This window comes from Stenotrophomonas maltophilia group sp. P373, assembly GCF_053295075.1.
In genome coordinates this window covers 3,579,229-3,604,080 of sequence record NZ_CM129994.1, presented here as the reverse complement: position 1 = coordinate 3,604,080, position 24,852 = coordinate 3,579,229, and the positions used below count along the sequence as shown (strand labels likewise).

Genomic DNA, 24,852 nt, shown 5'->3' with positions numbered 1-24,852 from the left:
GGGTGGGGGAGGGCCGCGCGGTTACGCGGCCTGTCCTTGCAACCAGACCATCTTGGCGCGCAGTTCCTTGCCCACCTTTTCGATCGGGTGCTCCAGGTCGGCCTGCTTGAACCTGTTGTAGTTCGGCAGGCCCGCTTCGTACTCGGCCACCCAGTTCTTGGTGAAGGTGCCGTCCTGGATGTCCTTCAGTACTTCCTTCATGCGTGCCTTGGTGCCAGCGTCGATCACGCGCGGGCCGCTGACGTAGTCGCCGTACTGCGCGGTCTCGGAGATGAATTCCAGCATGCGCGAGATGCCGCCTTCGTAGAACAGGTCGACGATCAGCTTCAGCTCGTGCAGTACTTCGTAGTAGGCGATCTCCGGCTGGTAGCCAGCTTCCACCAGGGTCTCGAAACCGGCCTGCACCAGCGCCGACGCACCACCACACAGCACCGCCTGCTCGCCGAACAGATCGGTCTCGGTCTCTTCCTTGAAGGTGGTCTGGATCAGGTTGGCGCGGGCACCGCCGAGGCCGGCCGCATAGGCCTGGGCATGCTGCGCGGCCTTGCCGCTGACGTCCTGGTAGACCGCCCAGATGCACGGCACGCCACGGCCGATCTCGTACTCACGGCGCACCAGCGCACCCGGGCCCTTCGGCGCGACCAGCACCACGTCCAGATCGGCGCGCGGCTCGATCATGCCGTAGTGCACGTTCAGTCCGTGGGCGAACAGCAGGCACGCCCCCTGCTTCATGTTCGGCGCCAGCACATCGTTGTAGAGCTTCTTCTGCACCATGTCGGGGGTCAGCACGGCGACCAGATCGGCGTCCTTCACCGCATCGGCGGGCGCGACCACGGTGAATCCATCGGCCTGGGCCTTGGCTTCGGTCGGACCGCCCGGACGCAGGCCTACCACCACGTCGAAGCCGGATTCGCGCAGGTTCAGTGCGTGGGCGCGGCCCTGGCTGCCGTAGCCGATGACGGCGATCTTGGTCTGGGGCAGGTCGTTGGTGCTCATGGGGGAGGTTCCTTGCGGTGGGAAGAAAAAAGAACGGCCGGTCGTCGAGGTGACGTGCCGGCCGGTCAGGGGAAAGCGGTGGAGGGGGCGCCGCGCATCGCACAGGCACAGCCACCACGAGGCGTGGTGCTGCAGGTCCGGGTTGTGCGATGAGCGTTGGTCATGGTGGTTGCGTCTGAAACCAGGTTCTGAAATGAAAAAACCCGCACCGGGGCGGGTGCGGGTTTTTGAAGAGTTCCGGTGTGTCTGTTGCTTACACGCTGGCTCGTCCCGCACCTGTGGGTTGGGTAATAAGTACGAGCACAAGAATCGAACGCAGCGAGGCGGCGCCGATGGCGGCGGCTTCGATGTGGGTTCGCGGTGGCGTGTTGTGATGCAACATGCGATCGAGAGAAACACAGGCGTTTTGGCGGTGTCAACCCTCACGACAGTTTTTTTATCGGTTTCCAGTGAGTCCAGCGAAATCGCTTGCGCCGCAAGGATGGTTGCCACTGAAAGTGTTTCAGTGAACCCGAATTCACTCCTTTCAACACGCTTTTTGCGCGGATTCCGGGTCGCTGTTCGCCATGCTGGGGCGGACCTTGGTCGGCACCCACCGAAAGGCCATCGCCCATGACCTCTGCCCGATACCGCATGAAGGCCGCAGCGGCGAAGATCGCGGAACCACCTTCCACCGGAACCCGACCGTGTCCCGACGCCTTGCCCGCTCCCTGCTCGCCGCCGCCGTGCTGGCTGCCGTGCCTGCACTGTCCATCGCCGCCGACCGCATCACCGGCCACACCTTCGCCACCCGTTCGGAGGTGATCGCCCCGCATGCGATGGCGGCTACCTCGCAGCCGCTGGCCACCCAGATCGCGCTGGACGTGATGAAGGGCGGTGGCTCGGCGGTCGACGCGGCGATCGCGGCCAATGCCGCGCTCGGCTTGATGGAGCCGACCGGCAACGGCATCGGTGGCGACCTGTTCGCCATCGTCTGGGACCCAAAGACGCAGAAGCTCTACGGCTACAACGGCTCGGGCCGCTCGCCGAAGTCGCTCACCCTGGCCGAGTTCCAGCGTCGTGGCCTGAAGGACATCCCGGCCACCGGCCCGTTGCCGGTGTCGGTGCCCGGTGCGGTCGACGGCTGGTTCGCCCTGCACGACCGTTTCGGTCGCAAGCCGATGGCCGATAACCTGGCGCCGGCCATCCGCTACGCCCGCGAGGGCCACCCGGTGGCCGAGGTGATCGCCTACTACTGGGACCGTTCGGTGCCCAAGCTGTCGCAGTACCCGGGCTTCAAGGAGCAGTTCACGATCAACGGCCACGCCCCGCGCAAGGGCGAGATGTGGAAGAACCCGAACCTGGCCAGCACCCTGCAGAAGATCGCCGACGGCGGGCGCGACGCCTTCTACAAGGGCGAGATCGCGCGCACCATCGGTGACTACTTCAAGGCCAACGGTGGCTACCTGAGCTACCAGGACATGGCCGACCACCACGGTGAATGGGTCGAGCCGGTCAGCAGCAACTACCGTGGCTACGATGTCTGGGAGCTGCCACCCAACAGCCAGGGCATCGCTGCGCTTCAGATCCTCAACGTGCTGGAAGGCTACGATTTCTCGAAGATCCCGTTCGGCTCACCCGAGCATGTGCACCTGTTCGTTGAGGCGAAGAAGCTGGCCTTCGCCGACCGTGCGCGCTTCTACGCCGACATGGCATTCCAGCCGGCGCCGGTGCAGAAGCTGATCTCCAAGGAGTACGCCGCGCAGCGCCGCGCGCTGATCTCGATGGACAAGGCCTTGAAGGAAGTGCAGCCGGGCACACCGAAGCAGCTGGAGGAAGGCGACACGATCTACATGACGGTGGCCGACGCCGACGGCATGATGGTCTCGTTGATCCAGTCCAATTACCGCGGCATGGGCAGCGGCATGGCGCCGCCGGGGTTGGGCTTCATCCTGCAGGACCGCGGCGAGATGTTCGTGCTGCAGAAGAACCATCCCAACGGATACGCACCGGGCAAGCGCCCCTTCCAGACGATCATTCCGGCGTTCATCACCAAGGGGGGCAAGCCGTATGCCAGCTTCGGCGTGATGGGCGGCGCGATGCAACCGCAGGGCCATGCGCAGATCGTGATGAACCTGGTGGACTTCGGCATGAACCTGCAGGAAGCCGGTGACGCACCGCGCATCCAGCATGAGGGTTCCACCGAGCCGACCGGCCAGGCCACGGCGATGACCGACGGTGGCGAAGTGAATCTGGAAACCGGCTTCCCGTACGAGACCGTGCGCGCGCTGATGCGCAAGGGGCATCGCATCGTGTTCGCCGACGGCCCGTATGGTGGCTATCAGGCGATCATGCGCGATCCCGAGACCGGGGTGTACTACGGTGCTTCGGAGAGCCGCAAGGATGGGCAGGCGGCGGGGTATTGAGGTTTCCCGGCCACCGGGCTGAGCCCCCTCGCGGCTGAGCGCTGGAGCAGGTTCATGCGCTGGGGCGTGCGGGTGGGAGTGTCGGGGGACGCCGTAAATACGTCCTTGTAGGCTTAGCCGCGCCATCCATGGCGCGGATACCCCCGCCACTCCCACCCGCACGCCCCCCGAAAATTTCCTTGCGCGTCAGCCACGGAAGAGAAGGAAGAAGATCAAGAGCAAAGGCAACAGCGACAGCCGCGCGCTGTGGGTTGGGGTCGGATCCGTTTTCCGAAGGAAAACGGATCCGACCCCTTCTTGTTTTCCGATACACCTGATCCACGCATGGCGTGGATCTACTGCCGTCACTGGGAGATCGTCGGAGGCGGGGAGGGGGCAGATGGCGGGACCGTCCACGGCATGGATGCCGTGGCCGAGCCTACAGGGACGTACTTGCGGCGTGTCCCGCCATCTGCCCCCTCCCCGCCAAGCAAGCAGAAGCCCAGAGCCGCCTTGGCTTCTGCACTTGCACTTGCCCTTGCTTGAAAAAGCGGTGCAGCCGCAGGGTGCAAAACACCCTCAATCCTGATCGTGCGCGCGTGCGGCCTCGGCCTGCGTCTCCTCCTGCGCCGCCATCTCGCGTGCAATCCACGCATCGATCATGTGCCGCTGGCGCTGCGCCTGCCGCCGCTCCCGGGTGTATTCCTGGTCCAGCACCCGGTACAGGGACACCATCACAAGAAGCATCAGCAGCGCGAACGGCAGCGCAGCGATGGTGATCATGCCCTGCAGCGCCTCCAGTCCCCCTGCCAACAGCAAGGAACCCGCCACGAGCGCAATGCCGACACCCCACGCCACTTTGTGCTTGCGCAATGGCTCGCCCGCGTCGTCCGTGGACATGCTGGCCAGCACAAGTACCGCAGAATCAGCCGAGGTCACGAAGAAGATCATCAGTAGCACCAGCGCAATGCACGACAGCAGCAACGGCAGCGGCATGCTGTCGAACATGGTGAACAGCACCGTTTCATAGCCGTTGCCCAGTGCCTGCAGCAGGTCGGCCTGGCCGAAGATCTGCATCCAGATCGCGGTGCCACCGAACACCGAGAACCAGAAGAAGCCCAGCAGCGTCGGTGCCAGCACCACGCCGATCACGAACTCGCGCACGCTGCGCCCGCGCGAGATGCGCGCGATGAACGAACCCACGAACGGTGCCCAGGAGATCCACCAGGCCCAGTAGAAGATCGTCCAGTCCGCGACCCAGGTGCTGGACGAGAACGGTGACATGCGCAGGCTCATCGTCACCAGCTGATTGAGATAGGAGCCCAACGTCGTCGTGAAGGTGTTGAAGATCGCGCCAGTCGGGCCGAGTACCAGCACCAGCGCGAGCAGCAGTGCAGCCAATGCAAGGTTGAAGTTGGACAGCCATTTCATGCCGCGGCCGACGCCGCTGAGCGTGGACGCCATGTACAGTACGAAAGCCACTGCGATGATGGTCAGCTGCAGCGGCACGCCCGCCTGCACGCCGAACACGCGTTCCACGCCGGCCGCGATCTGTACCGTGCCGAAGCCCAGTGCTGTAGCCACGCCAACCGCGGTGGCGACGACCGCGGAGATGTTGACCATATGCCCGATCCAGCCACGATGGTGACGGCCGATGATCGGTTGCAACATATCGCTGATCTGGCCACGGCCGTTGCGGTTGAACTGGAACCAGGCCATTGCCAGCCCGATCAGCGCGTAGATCGCCCACGGGTGCAGGCCCCAATGGAAGAACGCATAGCGCATGGCGGCGCGCGCGGCGTCCATGCTTTCGGGCGCCAGCCCCTCCGGTGGCTTGCTGAAGTGCGAAATGGGCTCGGCGGCGCCCCAGAACACCAGGCCGATGCCCATGCCGGCGGCGAACAGCATCGACATCCAGCTGGCCCGCGAGAACTCCGGCTCGGCGTCTTCGCCACCGATGCGCAGGTTGCCGAAGCGTCCGAAGGCCAGGTACATCAGGAACACCAGGGCCAGGAACACCACCAGCAGATACAGCCAGCCGATACCGCGGATGAGTTCGCCGAGGATGCTCTGCACCACGGTATTGAAGGGGCCAGGTGCAATACCGGCAAGCAGCACCAGCAGCAGAACCAGTGCGATGGAAACGCGAAACACCATGAAGGAGCTTCTCCGATCAAGGGATTGAGGGGAGCGAGCAGAGCTTGCAGCGAAGGGCCGGCGGCATGCAGCGCGAACCGGGCAGGGGCCGCGTCGGCGGCGAAGGAAGCATCGGTCGCGGGAGCGCGACGGACGTGCACGTTACTGAACGCGACGTCATGGTTCTGTTAACGAATAGCGATTGGGGTCAGATCCGGAAGCGGCCGGTCTATGCTCTAATGCACGCCAAGAAGCGGGGGTACCGAGGCCACGTGGCCACGGTTGAGACAGTCCCTTGGAACCTGATCCGGCTCATACCGGCGTAGGGAAGCTTTGCAATGCAGCCGTGCCCGGACTCCGCCCAAGGACCGTCCGGGCGCGGTCGCAGTGCGCCGCCGCTTCGTCCCTGACCTTCCTGGACGATGCCCGATGAACGCACAGCTCTCCGCCCTGCAGCAACAGGCCCAGCAACTCTCCGAATCCGTGACCCGGCCCATTCCCGGCTCGCGCAAGATCCACGTGCCCGGTTCGCGCCCGGATCTGCAGGTGCCGATGCGGGAGATCGCGTTGACCCGCACCCCGACGCTGTTCGGCGGCGAAGAGAATGCACCGGTCACGGTCTACGACACGTCCGGCCCCTACACCGATCCGGACGCGCGTATCGATCTGTCCGCCGGGCTGCCGGCACTGCGTCGCGGCTGGGTGGAGGAACGTGGCGATACCGAGCAGCTCGAAGGCCTGAGTTCGTCGTTCGGGCGTGATCGCGAGCACGACCCGAAGCTCGCTGCCGTGCGCTTCCCCGCCCGCAGCCTGCCGCGCCGTGCACGGGCAGGCGCGAACGTCACCCAGATGCACTATGCGCGGCGCGGCGTCATCACGCCGGAAATGGAATTCGTTGCCATCCGCGAGAACCAGCGGCTGGAGACGATCCGCGATGCGGGCCTGCTGCAGCAGCACCCGGGCGAGGCGTTCGGCGCCTCGATCCAGAAGATCATCACTCCGGAGTTCGTGCGGGATGAAATCGCGCGCGGCCGCGCGGTGCTGCCCAACAACATCAACCATCCGGAAAGCGAGCCGATGATCATCGGCCGCAACTTCCTGACCAAGATCAATGCCAACATCGGCAACAGCGCCGTTTCCTCGGGAATCGCCGAGGAGGTAGAGAAACTGGTGTGGGCGATCCGCTGGGGCGGTGACACCGTGATGGACCTGTCCACCGGCAAGCACATCCATGAAACCCGCGAGTGGATCATCCGCAACTCGCCGGTGGCGATCGGTACGGTGCCGATCTACCAGGCGCTGGAGAAGGTTGATGGCCGCGCCGAAGCACTGACCTGGGAGATCTTCCGCGACACGCTGATCGAGCAGGCCGAGCAGGGCGTGGACTACTTCACCATCCACGCCGGCGTACTGCTGCGCTACGTGCCGCTCACCGCCAAGCGGGTGACCGGCATCGTCAGCCGCGGGGGCTCGATCATGGCCAAGTGGTGCCTGGCGCATCACAAGGAGAATTTCCTCTACACGCATTTCGAAGAGATCTGCGAAATCATGAAGGCCTACGACGTGACCTTCTCGCTGGGTGACGGCCTGCGCCCGGGCTGCATCGCCGATGCCAACGACGCCGCGCAGTTCGGTGAGCTGGAAACGCTGGGCGAGCTGACGAAGACTGCCTGGAAGCATGATGTGCAGACCATGATCGAGGGCCCCGGCCACGTGCCGATGCAGCTGATCAAGGAGAACATGGACAAGCAACTGCGTGAGTGCGGCGAGGCGCCGTTCTATACGCTGGGGCCGTTGACCACCGATATCGCACCGGGCTACGACCACATCACCAGCGCGATCGGCGCGGCGATGATCGGATGGTTCGGCACGGCCATGCTCTGTTACGTGACGCCGAAGGAGCATCTCGGCCTGCCCAATCGCCAGGACGTGCGCGACGGCATCATGGCCTATCGCATTGCCGCGCATGCAGCCGACCTGGCCAAGGGCCATCCGGGGGCGCAGGTTCGCGACAACGCATTGAGCAAGGCGCGCTTCGAGTTCCGCTGGGAAGACCAGTTCCACCTTGGCCTGGATCCGGAGAAGGCCAAGGAGTTCCATGACGAGACGCTGCCGAAAGATGCGCACAAGCTGGCCCACTTCTGCTCGATGTGCGGCCCGCACTTCTGTTCGATGAAGATCACCCAGGATGTGCGTGACTACGCCGAAGCCGGCATGAAGGAGAAGTCGGAGGAGTTCCGCGCGGCTGGCGCAGAGGTCTACCACCAGGGATGACGAGCAGCCGGGTGCCGGCCGCTGGCCGGCGGCCGGTTGTGCAGGGGCCGGGAGGAGTGCTGGCCAGCGGCCGGCACCACCGCTCATCACGCCGCTCCCCGCTATGCTCCGCGCATCACCCTGGGGGAAGGACACCATGCCCGTTGCCATGACCACCCGTTGGCTGGCCATTGCCCGCCGTCATCCTTCGGCCTGGCTGCTGGGTGCCCAGTTGATCGCGGTGCTGCTGTACCCCGCGCTGGATGACACCGCTGCCGGCCGCGCGGCGCTGGGCATGTTCGGCATGGCGGTACTGGGCCTGGCGCTGTGGGTGGTCCAGCGCAGCCCACTGGGCACCTGGCTGGCACTGCTGCTGGCCATCCCGTCGGTGGTGTTCTCGCTGGCTGGCGCATTGCTCGACCGCAGCGCACTGCTGACCACCGCACAGTTGCTGGAGAGCCTGCTGTACTTCTATACGGCCGGCGCGCTGATTGCCTACATGCTCCAGGACCACAAGGTCACCCGCGACGAACTGTTCGCCGCAGGCGCGACATTCACCTTGCTTGCATGGGCATTTGCGTTCGCATTCGCGGTATGCCAGCAGTGGTACTCGGGCAGCTTCCAGGGCACCGGCGGAGGCTCGCAGCGCAGTTGGATGGAGCTGCTTTATCTCAGCTTCAGCTTGCTGTCTGGCGTCGGCTTGAGTGACGTTGTGCCGTTGCATCCACAGGCACGCGCACTGGTCATGCTGGAGCAGTTTTCCGGCGTGATGTACGTGGCTTTGGTGGTTTCGCGGCTGGTCGGATTGACCATGTTGCGGCGCATGTGAAAATGAACGCCAGATAAAAATTTCGCGCCCGAAAGGGCGCGAATGATGTCGCAAATTATGTGAATTCGTCGGCGAGAGAGAGCCTGATGTCGACCACGCGATAGGCGAGGTAACTTGCATAGGCTAGTATTCGCGCGCTCGATTGTTTTTGCGGTATGCGCCGATGCTTTGTGCGGAGTCTGGCTTTTCGCTGTTCCCAGGACGGGGCGGTATCGAAGGCAAACACTGCCCGGGACCTGTCTCTACTGTGTAGCAGAAAATGAACAGCAGCGAAATCCAGTTCCCGGTATCCGATCGGATCCGGATAGGAGAGTGCACCGTCACTCTGTCCTCGCGCGAAGTCGAGGTCGTCGGCGCGCGTCGCCCGCGCCGGCTGACGCCGAAGGCGCTGGGCGTGCTGCGCGTGCTGCTGCGGCAGCCGGGTCGCGTTGTCACCCGCGACGAGTTGTTCGCCGAGGTATGGCCGGACACGCTGCCGACCAACGATGTGCTGACCCAGGCCGTCACCCAGCTGCGCAAGGCGTTCAGCAACGACGACGACAACGGCCAGGCCTACATCGAAACCATCGCCAAGACAGGCTATCGGCTTCTGGTCCCGGTGCAGGTGCTGGACGATGCCGAGCCCGTGGCCGCAGGCGTCCCCGACGACGAAGGCATGGCCGCGCAGCCGGTGACCACTGCTGCGTTGCCTGCGCATCCACAGGCAGCGCGCCGCCGCTGGCGCCATATCCGTCGGCGCGTGCTGCTGGTGCTGGGCGTGTTGATGCTGGCCACGCTGCTGGTGTTGACCACGCTGCTGCTGCGTCGTGCACCGGCCGGCAGCTCGCCGGTGGAGGCTGCCGTGGAGAACGGTACGCGGGTGATCGGCAGCCCGCAGCGACCGTATCGGTTGATCACCGCAACCAGCGGCTTCGAAACCTATCCCACGCTGTCACCGGACGGTTCGCTGGTGGCCTATGAGGGCGCCAACGAGGATGGCAACGGCGGTGGCGCGATCAAGCTGCAGACCTCCGGCAACGCACCGGCGCGCCAGTTGCTGGCGCCACCGGCCGGTGCCGTCGATCGCTTCCCGAACTGGTCGCCGGATGGTCGCGAAATCGCCTTCGCGCGGTTCTCCGCCGACGGCGGCTGCCAGGTACTGATCGCCAGCGCCACCGGTGGCGCACTGCGCCAGGCCACACGCTGCGATGGCACGGAGCTGCTCAGTTTCGACTGGACGCCAGATGGGCGTGGCCTGGTGTTCGGCAGCATGGTCGGTCGCTACGCGCACCGTGGCATCCGCGTGCTGGACCTGGCCAGTGGCCAGTGGCGCGCGCTGGCCTACAGCGTCGATGAAGATGACTTCGACTACGCACCGCGGTATTCGCCCGATGGGCAATGGCTGGTGTTCGTGCGCAACCCGCAGCTGGGTGATCTGTGGCGGGTGCCCGCTGCGGGCGGCACGCCGGAGCAGTTGACCAACGAAGCGGCAGAGCTGCGCGGCTGGGCCTGGCTGGACGATGGCCGCACCATCGTCTTCGGTCGCCGCGTCGACAGCGAGGCGCGGCTCTATTACCTGGACGTCGAGCGGCACACGTTGCGCGATGCCGGCCTGGATGATGCGCAGTGGCCAGCGGTGTCGCGACGCGGTGGCATGCTGGCGTTCGTCCACCGGCGCGCGCAGTTCGGCGTGTTCAAGGTGCCGATGCAGGGCAGCGGCACGCCCGAGCGACTGTTCGCCTCCAGTGGCCGCGATGGGCAGCCGATGGCAGCGCCTGATGGCCGCCAGCTGGTCTTCACCTCCGATCGTTCCGGCAGCTTCGCCCTGTGGTGGGCGGACATGCAGCGACCGGATTCGCTGCGTCCCATCGAAGGGCTGCGGCCGGAAGCGCGGCAGGCGCCTGACTGGTCGGCCGACAGCCGGCAGTTGCTCGTGGTTGGCCGCGATGCGCATGGGCGCACGGTGCTCTATGAAATCGCGCCACGCGATGAACGCCTGCAACCCTTGCCGGTTCCTGCCGAACAGCCGTTGCAGGCACTGTATGGCGCCTCGCCGCAGCAGCTGTTTGTGGTCGAGCGCGATGCCGACCAGCGCACGCGGTTGAGCCTGTTCGATCGCAGCGTCCAGCCCTGGCGCCGATTGGCCAGCATCGATGGGGTGTCGCAGGCGCGCTTTGACCGGAGCAGTGGCCGCGTGTTGTTCACCCGCTTGGCCGCCGGTGGCCTGTGGTCGGCGGATGCCGCGTTGTCCCCGGCCAGCGTGCAGCAGATCAGCGATGACCGGCCCAGCCGCTGGCGATACCGGGCCTGGACCGTGACCGGCAACAGCGGCATCGGCTACCTCGGTACCTCGACCACGTGTGGCACCACCTTCGTGCGCATCCAGCCCGGCCGCGAGGAGCCGGAACGTTGCCTGGACGCAGAACGGCTCAGCGCCGGCAACGGGCTCAGTGCCAGCGCCGACGGAAAGGACCTGTTCGTGGCGATGGCGGTCAGCGATGGCGCTGACATCGGCGTGATGCGGTTGCCCGAACGCCCGCCTGCACTGTTCCCCGCATTCTCCAAGTTGTTGTTGTTCAAGGGAAATGGGCCTTCGTAATTTCTTCGTCGGGATCTCGTCGCGAATTCGTGGCGATCTCGTCGGACCTTCCTGACGCAGTGCCGCCTGATTTGGCAAAACGGAGTCCTGTACTAGGCAAATCCGTGGTGCCCCCATGCGTCAACTCTCGCTGGCCGATCGCGGCCAAACTGTTTCCCTGGACCGGTCGCTCGACGACGTCGCACCGACCTGCCTGGGCGTGGCCCGGCTGGGCAGCCTGCAGACCGCCGGCTCCAGCTTCACTGTCTGGATGCAGGTGCGTGGCAGCTCGTGGGTCGAGGCCAAGGAAGGGCGCTTCCGCCTGCGCCAGGGCGAGTGGATCGCGTTCGAGAAGGAATCGCGGCCGCTGGTGCAGGCCGGTCGCAACGGGTTGTGCGTTGGCCTGAACCTGAACATCGAAGCGCTTCGCGTGCTGACCGAGATGGCCGACTGCGGCCTGTATGCAGGTCGTGGCCGGATGAACCGCACTGATGCGCGCGTGGCGCTGCGCCTGTGGCGCGACGCGCTGGCCAGCGGCCAGCCGGCACAGGCCCTGCGCCCGCTGCTGCTGCACCTCGCGGGCCTGCAGCGCGGCCTGGCCGACAACGTGCAGCGCTGCCCTGGCCGCTCGCGCAGCCGCAAGCGCCAGGTGTTCGGCCGCATGCAGCGCGCGCGCCTCTATCTGGAAGGCAACAGCCACCGGGTGGTGCGAATCGGCGAACTGGCCGAGCTGACCAACTTCTCCAGCTGGTACCTGTCCAAGACCTTCCAGAGCCTGTACGAGGAAAGCCCGCAGTCGCTTTCGGCACGACTGCGCCTCGAACGCGCCGCTGATCTGCTGCGCGACACCGACATGATGGTGGGCGAGGTCGCTGCCGCCAGCGGTTTCGACAACTGCTGCAGCTTCGCGCGTGCGTTCCGCGCCCGCTACGGCCAGTCCGCATCGCGCTTCAGGGAGAACGGCGGCTTGCTCCCGCCACAATCCGCAAAGTCTCCGGTTGGTTCGCGCAAATACAGCGCTGCAACGCAATCGTAACGTGCTGGGGTGTTTTAACACGCTGCTAACACGTACCTTGGAGAGATTGATGAACGTTCGTAATCCCGCAGTGCGGTTCGGCTTGCTGCCGGCCGGCATTGCGCTGGCGCTGGCGCCGGCCTTTGCTTCGGCGCAGGAAGCAAAGGGCACCACCGACCTGGACCGCATTTCGGTCACCGGCTCGCGCATCCGCGGCGCCTCGGTGGAAACCCAGCAGCCGATCCTGACGATGACCCGCGAATCCCTGGAAAAGCAGGGCTTCTCGAGCGTCGCCGACGTGCTGAACAACCTGACCTCGGCCGGCTCCCCGGCCATCTCGCGTTCGGAGTCGCTGGCTTCGGGCGAGAACGTGGGCGGCTACTACGTCGACATCCGCAACCTGGGCGCCCAGCGCACCCTGGTGCTGATGAACGGCAAGCGTCTGGGCGCAACCACTGCGGGCTACCAGGATCTGAGCCAGATCCCGATGTCTGCCGTTGAGCGCATCGAAATCCTGAAGGACGGCGCCTCGTCGATCTACGGTTCCGACGCCATCGCCGGCGTGGTCAACGTGATCACCCGCAAGAACTTCGACGGCGGCGAAGCCAACGTCTACGTCGGCCAGTACGGCAAGGGCGACGGCGACACCGAAACCTATTCGATGACCCTCGGTGCCCGCGGCGAACGCGGCAGCCTGACCCTGTCGGCCGAGTACTCGAAGCAGGATCCGGTGTGGGCCAAGGACCGCTGGTACAGCCGCGACGGCTCGCTGGGTCCGAACTCGACCTCGGCCACCTGGAGCCCGATCAGCCAGAACGGCAGCTGGTGCAACCCGACCCAGGTCAACTGCGGCGACTCCAAGCAGGCTGTCTGGAAGACCCTGAACGCCGGCGGCAACCCGAAGAACCCGAATGACTACCATGTCATTACGCCGGACGAATTCGCCAACTCCAACGAGCAGATGACCCTGCTGACCGGTGTGAAGCGCAAGTCGGTCTACATCAACGGCACGTACGACTTCACCGATTCGATCAGCCTGAACACCGACGTGCTCTACAACGAGCGCCAGACGTTCCAGCAGATCGCCGGCTACCCGTTCCAGTCCAACTCTTTCGGCACCCCGCTGGAGGGTTCGAGCGCCTTCAACCCGGTCGGCCAGGACGTCAGCTTCCGTCGCCGCCTGTGGGAAGTGCCGCGTACCACTGACAGCCAGCTCAAGACCCTGCGCTTCGCTCCGACCCTGACCGGCTTCTTCGAGCTGGGCGGCAAGACCTTCGACTGGGACGTCGGCGCGCTGTGGAACCGCAACGAGTCGATCAAGAGCAACCGCGGCGACATGAGCCTGATCGCTGCAGGCCAGGCCCTGGGCCCGTCGTTCATCGATGCCGGCGGCGTTGCACGCTGCGGCACCTCGGCCAAGCCGATCCTGGGCGACTGCCGCCCGTGGAACCCGCTGCTGCCGTACGGCGTTGATGGCCAGGGTTCGCTGGCGAACCAGGAGCTGCAGGACTTCCTGTTCCCGACCTTCACCACCCGCGGCGTCACCAAGACCACCAGCTTCACCGCCAACCTGTCCGGTTCCATCGTGACCCTGCCGGCCGGCGACCTGGGCTTCGCGCTGGGTGTCGAGCACCGCAAGGAAGAAGGCAATTACGTGCCGGACGCCTTCGCGCAGTCGGGCCAGTCCACCGGCCTGGGCCAGAAGCCGACCCGCGGCCAGTACGATCTGAACGAGGTCTACCTCGAACTGAACGTGCCGCTGCTGGCCGACATGGCCTTCGCCAAGGAGCTGACCCTGAACGTTGCCAGCCGTTACTCGGACTACAGCAACTTCGGTGGCACCACCAACAGCAAGTTCGGCCTGACCTGGCGTCCGCTGGATGAACTGCTGGTCCGCGGCACCTACGCCGAGGGCTTCCGCGCTCCGACCATCAGCGACCTGTACGGTGGCCTGAGCTCGAGCTTCGAGTCCTACATCGATCCGTGCGGCGTGAACGCCCCGGGCAGCGTTGCCGGCAATGCCGCGTGCACCGCCGCTGGCGCTCCGGCCAACTATGTGCAGCTGGGCCAGGGCAACCTGCCGTGCTCGACCCTGCCGTGCCAGTCGGGTGACCAATTCGTCTCGGGTGCCAACCCGAACCTGAAGCCGGAAACCTCCAAGAGCACCACTTTCGGCCTGGTGTGGAGCCCGCGCTGGGTGCAGGGCCTGGACGTCTCGCTGGATTGGTACAAGTACGAAATCAGCGACATGATCATCGCTGACAGCGTCGACCGCATCCTGCGTGACTGCTACGTGCTGGGCAACTCCGAGCGTTGCTCGAGCGTGACCCGTGCGGCTGACGGCCACGTCAGTGCGATCACCTACGGCACCGCCAACCTCGGCAAGATGGAAACCGAAGGTTACGACCTGGGCATCAAGTACCGCCTGCCGGAACTGGCCATCGGTCAGTTCAGCATCGACTGGACCACCAGCTACACCGCCAAGTACGACGAGCAGGGCCAGAACAGCGCGGGTGACAACATCATGATCGGCCGCGTCGGCGAGCCGGGCCTGTTCCGCGTGCGTTCGAACCTGGGCGTCAACTGGCAGTACGGCGATTTCGGTGTGAACTACACCGCGCGCTACTACTCCGGCATGAAGGAAAGCTGCATCTCGCTGGCTGATGGCTGGTGCGATGCGCCGAACCACATGGCCAATGGCGAAACCGATCCGCTGCGTCACACCGGCTCCAACACCTTCCACGACCTGCAGGTCAGCTGGAAGGCACCGTGGGATGCGACGATCGCCCTGGGCGCGAACAATGTGTTCGACCACAAGGGTCCGCTGCAGTACTCGGCTCCGAACTCGGCGTTCGCCTACTACGGCGGCTTCGATGTGGGTCGCTTCCTGTACATGAAGTACACCCAGCGCTTCTGATCCATCGAAGTGCGGTAGCAACACGAGGAGGGCGGGCCGCTAGGTCCGCCCTCTTTTTTGTAGGGGAATTCCGGAAACTGTTGGAAGGTGAGCGCAGTCACGGTCCCGTCGTGTCGCAATCGACACAGTCAGGAGGTCCAATACCGGACGCTCGCATGTGGAGAGGGGTATGAAGAACACGTTGCTGCGCCAGGCATCGGCGGCTGCATTGATCTATGCAACGCTGGTGGGCGCGGTGTTCGCGCAGGGCCTCGGTGTCTGTGGTGGCGGGCTCTATTGCGAAGAGTTCCGCCAGCAGTGCCTGGCCAGTGGCAAGTCACCGGTCATCTGCGAGTCGCAGTACCGGCGTTGCGTGCAGGATGCCTGCGGTACCCGCTGACAAGGAAAGGGCGCACCGTGTGGGTGCGCCCTCTGTCGTCCGGACATCATCCAGCACGCTCAGGCGTCGCTGGGCACCAGTCCCATCAGTGCATTGGCGTGCTCGCGCCATTGCGGCAGTTTGTTCAGCACGCCTGCACGCTGCAGGTAGTCCTCGTCCACCGGATCGCCATTGACCAGCGCCAGGGCCACGTGCACCGCGCCGGTCACCCAGAAGCTGCGGGTGTTGGCGCGCTGCGGCTGCAGGTGGAAGGCCACCGCTTCGATGATCGGCATCGGCAGGCCCCACAGGCCCAGCAGGTAGGCGCCGGCTTCGGCATGGCCTGGGCGGGTATCGCCGGCCAGCGCGGGCTCGCTGCGCTCGTTGCGCACGCCGGGCAGCAGCAGGCCGATGTCGGCCAGCAGTGCGGCAGTCGCCCCCAGTTCGGCGCTGGACTCGGGCAGCAGGCGTGCGGCCAGCCGCGAGGCGAGCAAGGCGCGCTGCTGCAGTGAGTTGCGCTCGGCAGCTGACAGCGTCGGCGCGGAGAACACTTCGCTGGCCAGCACCAGGTCACGCAGCGTGGCCAGGCCCAGCCGGGTGACCGCAGTGCGCAGGTCGGCAATGGTGCGGCCCTGGCTGAAGAACGCCGAGTTCGACAGTTGCAGCACCTTGGCCGCGATGGCCGGATCGGCGGCGACCAGCTTGGCCACATCGGCACTGTCGGTATCATCGTCATGTTCCAGGGCCTGGGTCAGGCTCAGGTACAGGTGCGGTGGCGATGGCAGTTTCTCGATACGGCCGATGGCATCGCGCAGGCGCGGGCTGTCCAGCACTTCGCGCAGTTCTTCCAGGCTGGTCAATGCCTCCAGCAGCACTTCCGGCGCCAGCGGCAGCGGCAGGAAGCGGTGGGCGACACCGATCAGGCGCGCCGGCGGCGGGCGGTTGCCATGGTGTGCATCGACCAGCGCGATGCGGATGGTTTCCGGGCGCAGTGTCCGGATCTGGCCCAGCAGCGTGGTGGCATTGAGATCGGGCAACTGCGGGCAGACGATCACCGCGTCCACACCCTGCGTGGCCACCGCGGTCATCGCGGTCTGGCCATCGGCGGCGGTCAGCGGCTGCCAGTCTTCCCCAAGATCGGCAATGAATTCGGTCAGCTCAGCCGGCAGGCTGGCTGCATCCCCAACAAGCAGAATACGCACGACACATTCCCCTGGCTGTCTCGACGATGGATGTCGATGACGTGTGAAGTGACGCAATTTACCTAATACGGCAGCAAGAGTGATGTGCCGTCATCATGAAACGTGACCCGCATCGCTCCGGCGGGGTATCGCCGGAGCGATCCGGTTCAGGCTCAGGCCTTGCTGTCGAGATGGCGCTGGTGCGCCTCGATCAGGATCTGCTTGGCCTCAGCGGCGCCACCCCAACCGTCCAGCTTGACCCACTTGCCCTTCTCCAGATCCTTGTAATGCTCGAAGAAGTGGCCAATGCGCTCCAGCCAGTGGCTCGAGACCTGGGCGATGTCTTCGACGTGGGCGTAGCCGCTGAAGATCTTCGAGACCGGCACGGCGAGGATCTTCTCGTCGCTGCCTGCCTCATCGCTCATCTTCAGCACACCGACCGGACGGCAGCGCACGACCGAGCCCGGCACCAGCGGCAGCGGCAGCACCACCAGCACGTCGGCCGGATCGCCGTCGCCACACAGGGTGCTCGGCACGTAGCCGTAGTTGCACGGATAGCGCATCGGGGTGGACAGGATGCGGTCGACGAAGATCGCGCCGGTTTCCTTGTCCACTTCGTACTTCACCGGCTCCGAGTCCTTCGGGATCTCGATGATGACGTTGATTTCTTCCGGCGGGTTCTTGCCGGGCGAGACGAGTTCCAGGCCCATGGTGTGCTCCAGGTGGGGATATAGACGGATAGCTCACCATTTTATGCCTTTGCCGGGCGCTGTGCAGGGTAGGGCTGGGCCGACCTGCGCGCCCGCCCCTGGCGGAGCGGGTGGGGCGGGGTTTCCCGATGGGTTCGACCCGGTCCCCGCGGCAGGCTGGACGTCCTTGCCAAGGAGACTTGCCATGAACTGGAACCGCTTGGGCTGTTGTGCCTTGCTGCTGCTGGCGCCGCTGCCCGCGCTCGCGCGCGGGTTGCATGTCAACCTGATTGACTATCCCTCCGACGAGGCCGGATGGGACCGTGCCTTTGCGCTGGAGGACGCGGTCGCCGGCGAATTCGCCGCATGGTGTGCCGACACCTTGTGTGAAGGTGATTACAGCAACTACCGGGTGATGGAGTTCCGCTGCGCCGTGCTCGCCCACCGCGGCACCGTGCAGCGCTGTGTCTGGGTGGTGGCCGCCAGCGAGCTGGAGGTTGAGCCCGACACGGGACACGTGCGGATCGACAACGGGAGCTGGGTCTGTCCGGTCGAAATGCAGCCCGGGGTGCCCGTCGACGCGTTCTACGCCTCCCTGGAAGCGCCGGGCGGCCTGACCGCGCCTTTGCCTGGGCTTGACCACGGCATCTTCGATGGGTTGCCTGAATGCCTGCGCACGCAGGGGAGGGTGGGCTGATGGGGAGCTTCCGTAGATGCTGGCTGTTGTGTGGCGTGCTGTCTGTCAGCCTGCCGTGCGCCGGTGTCGCGCAGGCTGCGCCTGCGTTCGTCGATGCGCGGGATTACGCCGGCCCGGGGGGCGGCCACGAGCGTTTCCTTGCTGCCGAGCGGCAACTGGTGCGTGGCTTCGATGAGGTATGTGGCGATACCTTCTGCGAGGGCGAGTACATCAATCTGTGGGCCATGCGCCTGCGCTGTTCCGTGGAACAGGCCACGGGGGTGGTTGTCCAGTGTGTATGGACCTTCGCTGGTAGCAACACCAGGGTAAAGCCCAGCGGCCTGATCACGGTCAACCGCGGACGCTATGCCTGCGTGCTGCCGCTGGCAACAGGAACACGCCTGGAAACCCTGTTGCAGGTGTGGGAAACGGGGGACGGGTTCGATGCGTTGCACGCGCCGCTGCCCGGCACGAAAGCCAATACCTACGACGCACTGGTTGATTGCCTGTAGTCCCGGCATAGACAAGAATGTGACTTATTCGCATTGCCGGAGTAGCATGCGCGGTGCCTCCCGTCTGTCGTCCCGGCTCCGCGCATGCCCTCCAATGCTGCCTCCCTCACTGAGCTGCTGATCCGCGAGCGGCCCGCGCTGCTGCGCCGGGTGCAGCGCATCCTCGGGGGCGACAACGGCGCCGAGGACGTGATCCAGGCGGTCTGGTTCAAGGCGCGAGGGGTCGATGACAGCCAGGCGATCGACAATCCGCGGGCCTATCTGTATCGGCTGGCCGCCAACCTTGCAACTGACCACGGCCGCGAATCGAGCCGCCGCAACCGGCTGCTGGCCGACCACTACCTGTGGGGGGCCGACGAGGTGATCTCCACCGAGGAGCAGGCCATGGCACAGGATGAGCTGCAGCGGGTGCTCGATGCGGCGGGTCACCTGCCGGAGCCGACCCGCACCATCTTCCGGCTCAACCGCCTGCAGGGCCTCACCCAGGCCGAGATCGCACGCCGCTTGGGGGTGTCGGTGACCACCGTCGAGAATCATGTGCGCTCCGCGCTGCAGCGCCTGGCCTGGGCGCGCAGCGGTCGATGAGCGCGCCGGCTTGGGGCTGGCCTTCGCGCAGACGTCTTGATCACTGGACCGTGGATGCGGTCTAGTTCCCCGCCTGCGCTTGAATGCGCCTGTCCGCCAGCCGATGAGCCCGCCGAACATGCAGCCCGCCGCCAATGACGATGCCCTGGCCGAACAGGCCCGGGACTGGATCGCGTGGCTGGCCTCGGGTGACATCAGCGATGCACGCATGCAGGCGTTCGAGCACTGGCTGCAACAGCCGGGGCACCGCAGGGCCTTCGAACACGAGCGCGCGTTGTGGCGCAGTGTCGGGCCGCGCCCACAGGCCGCCGGGGCCAGCCGATGGCGTGGGCCGCATCGACTGCGCTGGGCGATGGCTGTGGCGGCAATGCTGGCGATGCTGGTGGCATGGCCGGAGGCGTGGCTGCGCCTGCAGTCCGATCATCGCAGCACGCATCAGGTGCAGCACGTGCGGCTCCCCGATGGCAGTCGGGCGGTGCTGGATGCGGACAGTGCGATTGCCGTGCGCTTCGATGCGAACGCCCGCGAGGTCGAGCTGCTGCGCGGGCGCGCCTGGTTCGAGGTCAGCCCGGATGCACAGCGGCGTTTCAGCGTGCGCGCCGGCAATGGCCTGGTCGAGGACATCTCGACCGCGTTCACCGTGGCGCGTGGCGACGACGGGGTGGAAACCCAGGTTGGGCAGGGCAGGGTGCGCGTGGCCAGCCCGGCCGACGGTGGCTGGACCTACCTGCAGCAGGGGCAGCGTGCCGTCTACACTGAACGTGGCGGGGTGATGCGACGGGCTGACGTGACCGCCGACAGCGTCGGCGCCTGGCGCCAGGGCGAGCTGCTGCTGGAGCAGGTCCCCGTTGCCGATGCGTTGCAGTGGGTGGGGCGCTATCGCGCGGGGCCGACCTTCGTGCGCGGCGATCTGTCACGTCTGCCTGCAGTGAGTGCTGCGTTGCGCATCGACCGCCCGGAACAGGCGCTGGACGCGCTGGCGGTAACGGCAGGTCTTCAGGTTACTCGTCTTCCATTCGGCGTCGCCATCGTGCAGTAGATCCACGCCACGCGTGGATGAGCGTCTCTGTGCCGACCATCGGTCGGCACCCACCGCTACCACCGGCCGACCAGCGGTCGGCACCCACCCGCGCCACGTCGGCATCGCCCGTGACCGCAAATCGCTCTTGGGGTTGTCGCGCGCCCAGCCGTCTTACCCGGCGAACGTACCCGCCGTCGCCACGTACGTCGCCGTGTCCGCCCGTGTTGCGGATGACGCCGCGTTCGCGGCACCGATTACCTGACAGGTTCTTCCATGTTCGACTCCCACCGCTCGGGCCGCGTACTGCGCCCGTCCCGTCTGTGCATTGCGTTGCTTGCCGCCGGGCTGGCCAGTACGACGCCACCCGCACTGGCGCAGAGCGCCCGCAGCGAGCACGCGGCCGTACTGCGCTTTGATATTCCTGCACAACCGCTGGATGAGGCCCTGCGCAGCTACATGCGCCAATCCGGCGTGCAGGTGGTGTACCCCGCATCGCTGGCACACGGCGTAACCTCCCACGCGGTCAGCGGCAGCCTGTCGGCCGACCAGGCGTTGCAGCGCCTGCTGCAGGGCAGTGGCGTGGCGGTGCGCCGGGTCAGCGCCGATGCGGCCACTCTGGGGGCAGCAACGCCGGTGCCGGCCGACAGCGGTGTGATCGTCACCGACACGCTGAGTGTGGCCGGCGACCGCGTCGACAGCGGTGCGAACAACGATGAAGCGCGCCTGCTCGACAGCTATCGCAGCGTGGGTTCGACCACCACGCTCGACCGCACGCATCTGGAGCGTTTCCGCGGCACCTCCAACGGTGACATCGTCAAGGGGGTGGCCGGTGTCACCGCCGGTGATCCGCGCGTGGGCAACGGCTTCGACGTCAACATCCGTGGCATCCAGGGCCAGGGCCGCGTACCGGTGATCATCGACGGTGGCCAGTCCAGCATGGACACCTACCGCGGCTATGCGGGCCAGTCACAGCGCACCTACCTCGACCCCGACCTGATCTCCAGCCTGACCATCACCAAGGGCCCGAGCCTGCAGGCCAACGCGTCCGGTGGCATCGGCGGCGTGGTCGAGATGGAGACGTTGAAGATCGGTGACGTGCTGCGCGAGGGCCGCGACTTCGGCGTGCGCGTGCGCGGTGGCCTGGCCAATGGCAGTGCCAACAACCTGCCGTCATACAGTGCGGCGCCGCGCAGCGATCGCAGCGCTACCGGCAGCCAGTTCTTCAACGTGGCCGGTGCCGGTCACTGGGACCGCTTCGACCTGGTTGCGGCCTACGCGTACCGGGACAACGGCAACTACTTCTCCGGCAAGCACGGCTACGATGATTTCCCGCAGACCCGTCGTACGCTGGCGCCGCTGAATCCGCCGCGTACCGAAGTGTTCAATACCTCCTCGCGTTCGAAGTCGGCGCTGCTCAAGGGCACCTGGCGCATCGATGACACGCAGAGCCTGGAAGCCGGCTACCGCCGCTATGAAGGCACGGCCGGCGAGATCATGGCCTCGCAGATCATCCGCGTCGACCGTGACCGCATCCCGCAGTGGGACCCGGGCCACGTCGACATGGACAGCTACACCCTGCGCTATCGCTTCAATCCGGACAGCGGGCTGATCGACCTGCGCGTCAACGCTGCGTACACCGACACCGACAGCGTGATGTACAACAGCCTGACCGGCATCACCCCGTGGTACTTCGACCGCCGCACAGAGTGGTATGACGCGCCCAGTTTCAGTGGCGATCCCGGCTACAAGGATGCCTACCGCAATCCGTTGCGGCAGAAGCGCTTCGGCCTGGATGCCAGCAATACCTCCAGGTTCGACACCCGCGCCGGTGCGTTCACGCTCGACTACGGCCTGTCCTACAGCGACGAAGACATCACCCCGGGCAGCTCGGGCCCGATCATGCACGATGACCTGGTCAACAACCGCTTCCTGCGTAATGCCGAGCGCAAGGAATACAGCGCCGTGGCCGCGCTGAAGTGGCAGCCCGACGAACACTGGGAGCTGCTGGCCGGTGGCCGCTGGAACCGGGTGGACGTGCACGACCGCAACCGGCTGGCCACGCCCGATGCCTACGAGGTGCAGGGCCAGTACCGCTACACCGAGCTGCTCAACGGCAACCCGGCACTGCCCTCGTGGCGCGCCAAGCGCATCGCGTTGCTGAACTGGTATCCGGATGCCAACGGCAACTTCACCCAGGCCTCGCTGCTGGCCTCGCCGTACAAGAAGGGTACGGTGGGCGACATCGCCGGCTGGAACTTCTACGACGTCGGCAAGCCGCAGGATCTGGAAGTGCCGGTCAGCTGGAGCTGGTCGCAGCCGATCCGCCGTCGCGACACCGCGTTCTCGCCGACCGCCAGCGTGGCCTACCGTTTCAGCGAAGACACCCTGGTCTACGTGAAGTACGCCGAAGGCACCAAGCTGCCGAGCCTGTTCGAGACCACGCTGGGCCTGTTCACCGCTGCCAAGCCGGTCGGTGAGCTGAAGCCGGAGCGCGCGCGCAGCTGGGAAATCGGTGCCAGCACCCTCCGCTACGACCTGTTTACCGCTGGCGACCGCCTGGCGCTGAAGCTGGCGTACTTCGATACCCGCATCGACGACCTGATCACCCGTGACTACCGCACGCTTTCGGCCGGCCTGATCCGCAACGTCGATCAGTTCAAGGTCTCGGGCATGGAATTCCAGTCCAGCTATGACAGCGGCAAGGTCTTCGCCGACCTGTCCGCGCATTACTATGTCAAGGCCAAGACCTGCGCGCCGGACATCGCCGCCGAGCGTCGTGCCTATGGCGCGCAGCGCAGGAACGACGAGCTGGCCAATACACCCAACTGCGTGGACGGTGGCTTCGAGGGCTCGTACACCAACACCCAGAACCCGCCGCGCTACACAGTCAACCTGATCCTGGGCTCGCGCCTGTTCGACGAGCGCCTGACCTTCGGCGCCCGCATGGTCCACAACGCTGGCCCCATCAGCAAGTTGGACAAGGACTGGAACGTGGGCCTGTCGGCGATCCAGCAGCTGTACCGGCCGAACACCTTGGTCGACCTGTTCGCCAGCTGGAGCTTCAACGACCAGCTGTCGGTGGAAGCCGGCGTCGACAACCTGACCGACCGTTACTACCTGGACCCGCTGGCCCTGGGCGTGATGCCGGCACCGGGCCGCACCGCGCGGTTGGCGTTGACCTGGAAGTACTGATCGGTCGCGGATGAGCGGTGGGGTCGGATCCCTTTCCAGTGGAAAGGGATCCGACCCCAGCGAGCGTGCGTAACCCGCTTACAGCCCGGTCGCGGCCTTCACCGCATCTTCGTGCAGCGACTCGTTCAACTCGTCCACCACGGTCGTCCATGCCGCATCGGCCTGCAGCGACTCGGCCAGGAACTGGCGCTGGGCATCGTTCCAGTAGGGCGCCTCGACGACTTCGACGTCGGTGGCCAGCTGGTGCTCGCGGATGAAGCGGGCGATGCCTTCGGCGCTGGCGTCCAGGCCCAGCTGCAGGAACAGGTTGGTCATGCGCGGTTCGGTGGTGATCATCATCGGTTCCGGGTGGAAGAAGGGGATGGCCCCATTATCGGCACACATGGGCTTGGGGAAACCCCCGCGGCGGACGTCTACAGCAGGACGACCCCCCTGGCATTCCCCCATGAACGCACACATCGCTCCCGAAAACAGCCGCAGCCTGCGGCTCAAGGCCGCCACCCGCGACAGCCACGGTGCGCTGGACAAGCGCATCATGGCCGGTGACATCTTCGCCGACCGCAGCAACTTCGCCCGTTTCCTGCGCGTGCAGTATCGCTTCCACCGCAGCATCGATGCGCTGTATGCCAACCCTGCCCTGGGCGCATTGCTGCCCGATCTTGGAGAGCGCCGGCGCCTGACACAGGTCGCACGCGACCTGCAGGACCTGGAGCAGGCCCTGCCTGGCGCGGACATCGACGCGCTGCCCTCGGACCTCGCGCTGCCGACTGCGTTGGGTTGGCTGTACGTGGCCGAAGGCTCCAATCTCGGTGGCACCCTTCTGTACAAGATGGCGGCCAGGCTCGGCCTGCACCGTGATTTCGGCGCCCGCCACCTGGCCGCCCATCCCGATGGCACAGCGCGCCACTGGCGCGAGTTCACCGCTGTGCTGGACGCGGTGCCGCTGAGTGCCGAGCAGGACCAGCAGGTGATCGATGCAGCCGACGCTGCGTTCCGCAGCGTGTACCGCCACGTCGAAGTGGAATTCGCCTGATGCGCGGCGCGCGCCCGCAGGTGCAGCGCTGATGCGCTGGCTCTGGTTCGCGCTGGGCTGGCTGATGGTCGGCCTCGGGGTGATCGGCGCATTGCTGCCAGTCATGCCGACCACCATCTTCCTGATCCTCGCGGTGGGCTGCTTCGCGCGCAGCTCGCCGAAGTTCGAGCAGCGCCTGCTGGCGCATCCACGCTACGGCCCGTCGCTGCGGCTGTGGCGCGAGCAGGGTGCCGTGTCGGGCAAGGGCAAGGCGTTTGCCAGCGCAGGCATGGTGGCGGGCTTTGCCCTGTTCTGCTGGGGCGCGCATCCGTCGTGGCGCCTGTTGCTCGGCGTGGGCCTGTTCTTTGCCGCCAGCGCCGGTTACGTGCTCAGCCGGCCGGCACCGCGACCGGAGCCCCATCCGGTCGTGGAAGTGGACGACGCCAACGATCCTCGCGCGGCCCGCCGCCGCCCGAGGTGGCCGGCGACCCGGTGAACGTGATGGTGCCCGTGTGGTTCTTCCTGCGCGGGCGGTGACC

19 protein-coding genes and 1 riboswitch are annotated in these 24,852 nt (G+C 66.0%); of the genes, 14 read left to right on the top strand and 5 right to left on the bottom strand.

Features of this window, described 5'->3' with window-relative positions:
- Positions 1-21 precede the first annotated feature (21 nt).
- The gene (ilvC, locus tag ACSYHF_RS16670; RefSeq protein ID WP_053499062.1) at positions 22-996 is read right to left on the bottom strand and encodes a ketol-acid reductoisomerase; all 975 of its coding nucleotides are present in this window, start codon (positions 994-996) and stop codon (positions 22-24) included.
- Between the two features lie 686 nt (positions 997-1,682).
- Here ilvC and ggt point away from each other — a divergent pair.
- Positions 1,683-3,401, top strand: coding sequence for a gamma-glutamyltransferase (gene ggt / locus ACSYHF_RS16665; RefSeq protein ID WP_065196510.1), 1,719 nt, complete (start codon positions 1,683-1,685; stop codon positions 3,399-3,401).
- Positions 3,402-3,959: 558 nt separating this feature from the next.
- On the opposite strand, the gene ACSYHF_RS16660 is transcribed toward ggt, so the two are convergent.
- Positions 3,960-5,537, bottom strand: a complete 1,578-nt coding sequence (locus tag ACSYHF_RS16660) for a BCCT family transporter (protein ID WP_447575820.1) — start codon at positions 5,535-5,537, stop codon at positions 3,960-3,962.
- Positions 5,538-5,761: 224 nt separating this feature from the next.
- A riboswitch (TPP riboswitch) is annotated at positions 5,762-5,863 on the top strand.
- A gap of 82 nt (positions 5,864-5,945) precedes the next feature.
- Between ACSYHF_RS16660 and thiC the strand changes: the two genes are divergently transcribed.
- From thiC to ACSYHF_RS16630, 6 genes are all read left to right on the top strand, one after another.
- Positions 5,946-7,790 carry a phosphomethylpyrimidine synthase ThiC gene (gene thiC, locus ACSYHF_RS16655; RefSeq protein ID WP_329848787.1) on the top strand — a complete coding sequence of 615 codons (1,845 nt, stop codon included), beginning with the start codon at positions 5,946-5,948 and terminating at the stop codon, positions 7,788-7,790.
- A 136-nt stretch (positions 7,791-7,926) separates the two neighbouring features.
- A complete protein-coding gene (locus ACSYHF_RS16650) occupies positions 7,927-8,598 on the top strand; it encodes an ion channel (RefSeq protein ID WP_447575819.1) in 672 nt (223 codons plus the stop codon).
- A 259-nt stretch (positions 8,599-8,857) separates the two neighbouring features.
- The gene (locus tag ACSYHF_RS16645) at positions 8,858-11,176 is read left to right on the top strand and encodes a winged helix-turn-helix domain-containing protein (protein ID WP_005419096.1); all 2,319 of its coding nucleotides are present in this window, start codon (positions 8,858-8,860) and stop codon (positions 11,174-11,176) included.
- Between the two features lie 115 nt (positions 11,177-11,291).
- Complete coding sequence (locus tag ACSYHF_RS16640; protein WP_053497516.1) at positions 11,292-12,191, top strand: helix-turn-helix transcriptional regulator; 900 nt, start codon at positions 11,292-11,294, stop codon at positions 12,189-12,191.
- 49 nt (positions 12,192-12,240) lie between these two features.
- The gene (locus ACSYHF_RS16635; RefSeq protein ID WP_061479548.1) at positions 12,241-15,087 is read left to right on the top strand and encodes a TonB-dependent receptor; all 2,847 of its coding nucleotides are present in this window, start codon (positions 12,241-12,243) and stop codon (positions 15,085-15,087) included.
- Positions 15,088-15,256: 169 nt separating this feature from the next.
- Entirely contained in the window at positions 15,257-15,466 is a 210-nt protein-coding gene (locus ACSYHF_RS16630) for a hypothetical protein (protein WP_014648325.1), read from the top strand.
- A 59-nt stretch (positions 15,467-15,525) separates the two neighbouring features.
- On the opposite strand, the gene ACSYHF_RS16625 is transcribed toward ACSYHF_RS16630, so the two are convergent.
- Positions 15,526-16,647, bottom strand: coding sequence for an HDOD domain-containing protein (locus ACSYHF_RS16625; protein WP_049413685.1), 1,122 nt, complete (start codon positions 16,645-16,647; stop codon positions 15,526-15,528).
- A gap of 152 nt (positions 16,648-16,799) precedes the next feature.
- Entirely contained in the window at positions 16,800-17,336 is a 537-nt protein-coding gene (gene ppa / locus ACSYHF_RS16620) for an inorganic diphosphatase (RefSeq protein WP_005410935.1), read from the bottom strand.
- Positions 17,337-17,520: 184 nt separating this feature from the next.
- Here ppa and ACSYHF_RS16615 point away from each other — a divergent pair, with 184 nt between their 5' ends.
- From ACSYHF_RS16615 to ACSYHF_RS16595, 5 genes are all read left to right on the top strand, one after another.
- Positions 17,521-18,012 (top strand): hypothetical protein, encoded by a 492-nt coding sequence (locus tag ACSYHF_RS16615; RefSeq protein ID WP_005419076.1) that lies wholly within the window; start codon positions 17,521-17,523, stop codon positions 18,010-18,012.
- Positions 18,013-18,047: 35 nt separating this feature from the next.
- A complete protein-coding gene (locus ACSYHF_RS16610; protein WP_005419074.1) occupies positions 18,048-18,503 on the top strand; it encodes a hypothetical protein in 456 nt (151 codons plus the stop codon).
- Between the two features lie 84 nt (positions 18,504-18,587).
- Positions 18,588-19,088, top strand: a complete 501-nt coding sequence (locus ACSYHF_RS16605) for an RNA polymerase sigma factor (RefSeq protein ID WP_111129432.1) — start codon at positions 18,588-18,590, stop codon at positions 19,086-19,088.
- 103 nt (positions 19,089-19,191) lie between these two features.
- On the top strand, positions 19,192-20,127 hold the full coding sequence (locus ACSYHF_RS16600; RefSeq protein WP_447575818.1) for a FecR family protein: 936 nt from the start codon (positions 19,192-19,194) through the stop codon (positions 20,125-20,127).
- A 255-nt stretch (positions 20,128-20,382) separates the two neighbouring features.
- Positions 20,383-23,301 carry a TonB-dependent receptor domain-containing protein gene (locus ACSYHF_RS16595; RefSeq protein WP_447575817.1) on the top strand — a complete coding sequence of 973 codons (2,919 nt, stop codon included), beginning with the start codon at positions 20,383-20,385 and terminating at the stop codon, positions 23,299-23,301.
- A 78-nt stretch (positions 23,302-23,379) separates the two neighbouring features.
- Here the strand turns inward: ACSYHF_RS16595 and ACSYHF_RS16590 are convergent, their stop codons facing one another.
- Positions 23,380-23,637, bottom strand: a complete 258-nt coding sequence (locus tag ACSYHF_RS16590; RefSeq protein ID WP_032954498.1) for a DUF2789 domain-containing protein — start codon at positions 23,635-23,637, stop codon at positions 23,380-23,382.
- A gap of 109 nt (positions 23,638-23,746) precedes the next feature.
- Here ACSYHF_RS16590 and ACSYHF_RS16585 point away from each other — a divergent pair, with 109 nt between their 5' ends.
- Positions 23,747-24,334: a biliverdin-producing heme oxygenase gene (locus ACSYHF_RS16585; RefSeq protein ID WP_095377961.1), complete on the top strand. Its 588-nt coding sequence runs from the start codon at positions 23,747-23,749 to the stop codon at positions 24,332-24,334.
- Between the two features lie 31 nt (positions 24,335-24,365).
- On the top strand, positions 24,366-24,809 hold the full coding sequence (locus ACSYHF_RS16580) for a YbaN family protein (RefSeq protein ID WP_329845765.1): 444 nt from the start codon (positions 24,366-24,368) through the stop codon (positions 24,807-24,809).
- Positions 24,810-24,852 lie beyond the last annotated feature (43 nt).

Coding starts and splice junctions, on each gene's coding strand:
- ACSYHF_RS16585 (WP_095377961.1), top strand. CDS start 23,747: ATGAACGCACACATCGCTCCCGAAAACAGCCGCAGCCTGCGGCTCAAG.
- ACSYHF_RS16650 (WP_447575819.1), top strand. CDS start 7,927: ATGCCCGTTGCCATGACCACCCGTTGGCTGGCCATTGCCCGCCGTCAT.
- ACSYHF_RS16600 (WP_447575818.1), top strand. CDS start 19,192: ATGAGCCCGCCGAACATGCAGCCCGCCGCCAATGACGATGCCCTGGCC.
- ACSYHF_RS16615 (WP_005419076.1), top strand. CDS start 17,521: ATGAACTGGAACCGCTTGGGCTGTTGTGCCTTGCTGCTGCTGGCGCCG.
- ACSYHF_RS16595 (WP_447575817.1), top strand. CDS start 20,383: ATGTTCGACTCCCACCGCTCGGGCCGCGTACTGCGCCCGTCCCGTCTG.
- thiC (WP_329848787.1), top strand. CDS start 5,946: ATGAACGCACAGCTCTCCGCCCTGCAGCAACAGGCCCAGCAACTCTCC.
- ACSYHF_RS16660 (WP_447575820.1), bottom strand. CDS start 5,537: ATGGTGTTTCGCGTTTCCATCGCACTGGTTCTGCTGCTGGTGCTGCTT.
- ACSYHF_RS16640 (WP_053497516.1), top strand. CDS start 11,292: ATGCGTCAACTCTCGCTGGCCGATCGCGGCCAAACTGTTTCCCTGGAC.
- ACSYHF_RS16590 (WP_032954498.1), bottom strand. CDS start 23,637: ATGATCACCACCGAACCGCGCATGACCAACCTGTTCCTGCAGCTGGGC.
- ACSYHF_RS16630 (WP_014648325.1), top strand. CDS start 15,257: ATGAAGAACACGTTGCTGCGCCAGGCATCGGCGGCTGCATTGATCTAT.
- ACSYHF_RS16580 (WP_329845765.1), top strand. CDS start 24,366: ATGCGCTGGCTCTGGTTCGCGCTGGGCTGGCTGATGGTCGGCCTCGGG.
- ACSYHF_RS16635 (WP_061479548.1), top strand. CDS start 12,241: ATGAACGTTCGTAATCCCGCAGTGCGGTTCGGCTTGCTGCCGGCCGGC.
- ppa (WP_005410935.1), bottom strand. CDS start 17,336: ATGGGCCTGGAACTCGTCTCGCCCGGCAAGAACCCGCCGGAAGAAATC.
- ACSYHF_RS16645 (WP_005419096.1), top strand. CDS start 8,858: ATGAACAGCAGCGAAATCCAGTTCCCGGTATCCGATCGGATCCGGATA.
- ilvC (WP_053499062.1), bottom strand. CDS start 996: ATGAGCACCAACGACCTGCCCCAGACCAAGATCGCCGTCATCGGCTAC.
- ACSYHF_RS16605 (WP_111129432.1), top strand. CDS start 18,588: ATGCCCTCCAATGCTGCCTCCCTCACTGAGCTGCTGATCCGCGAGCGG.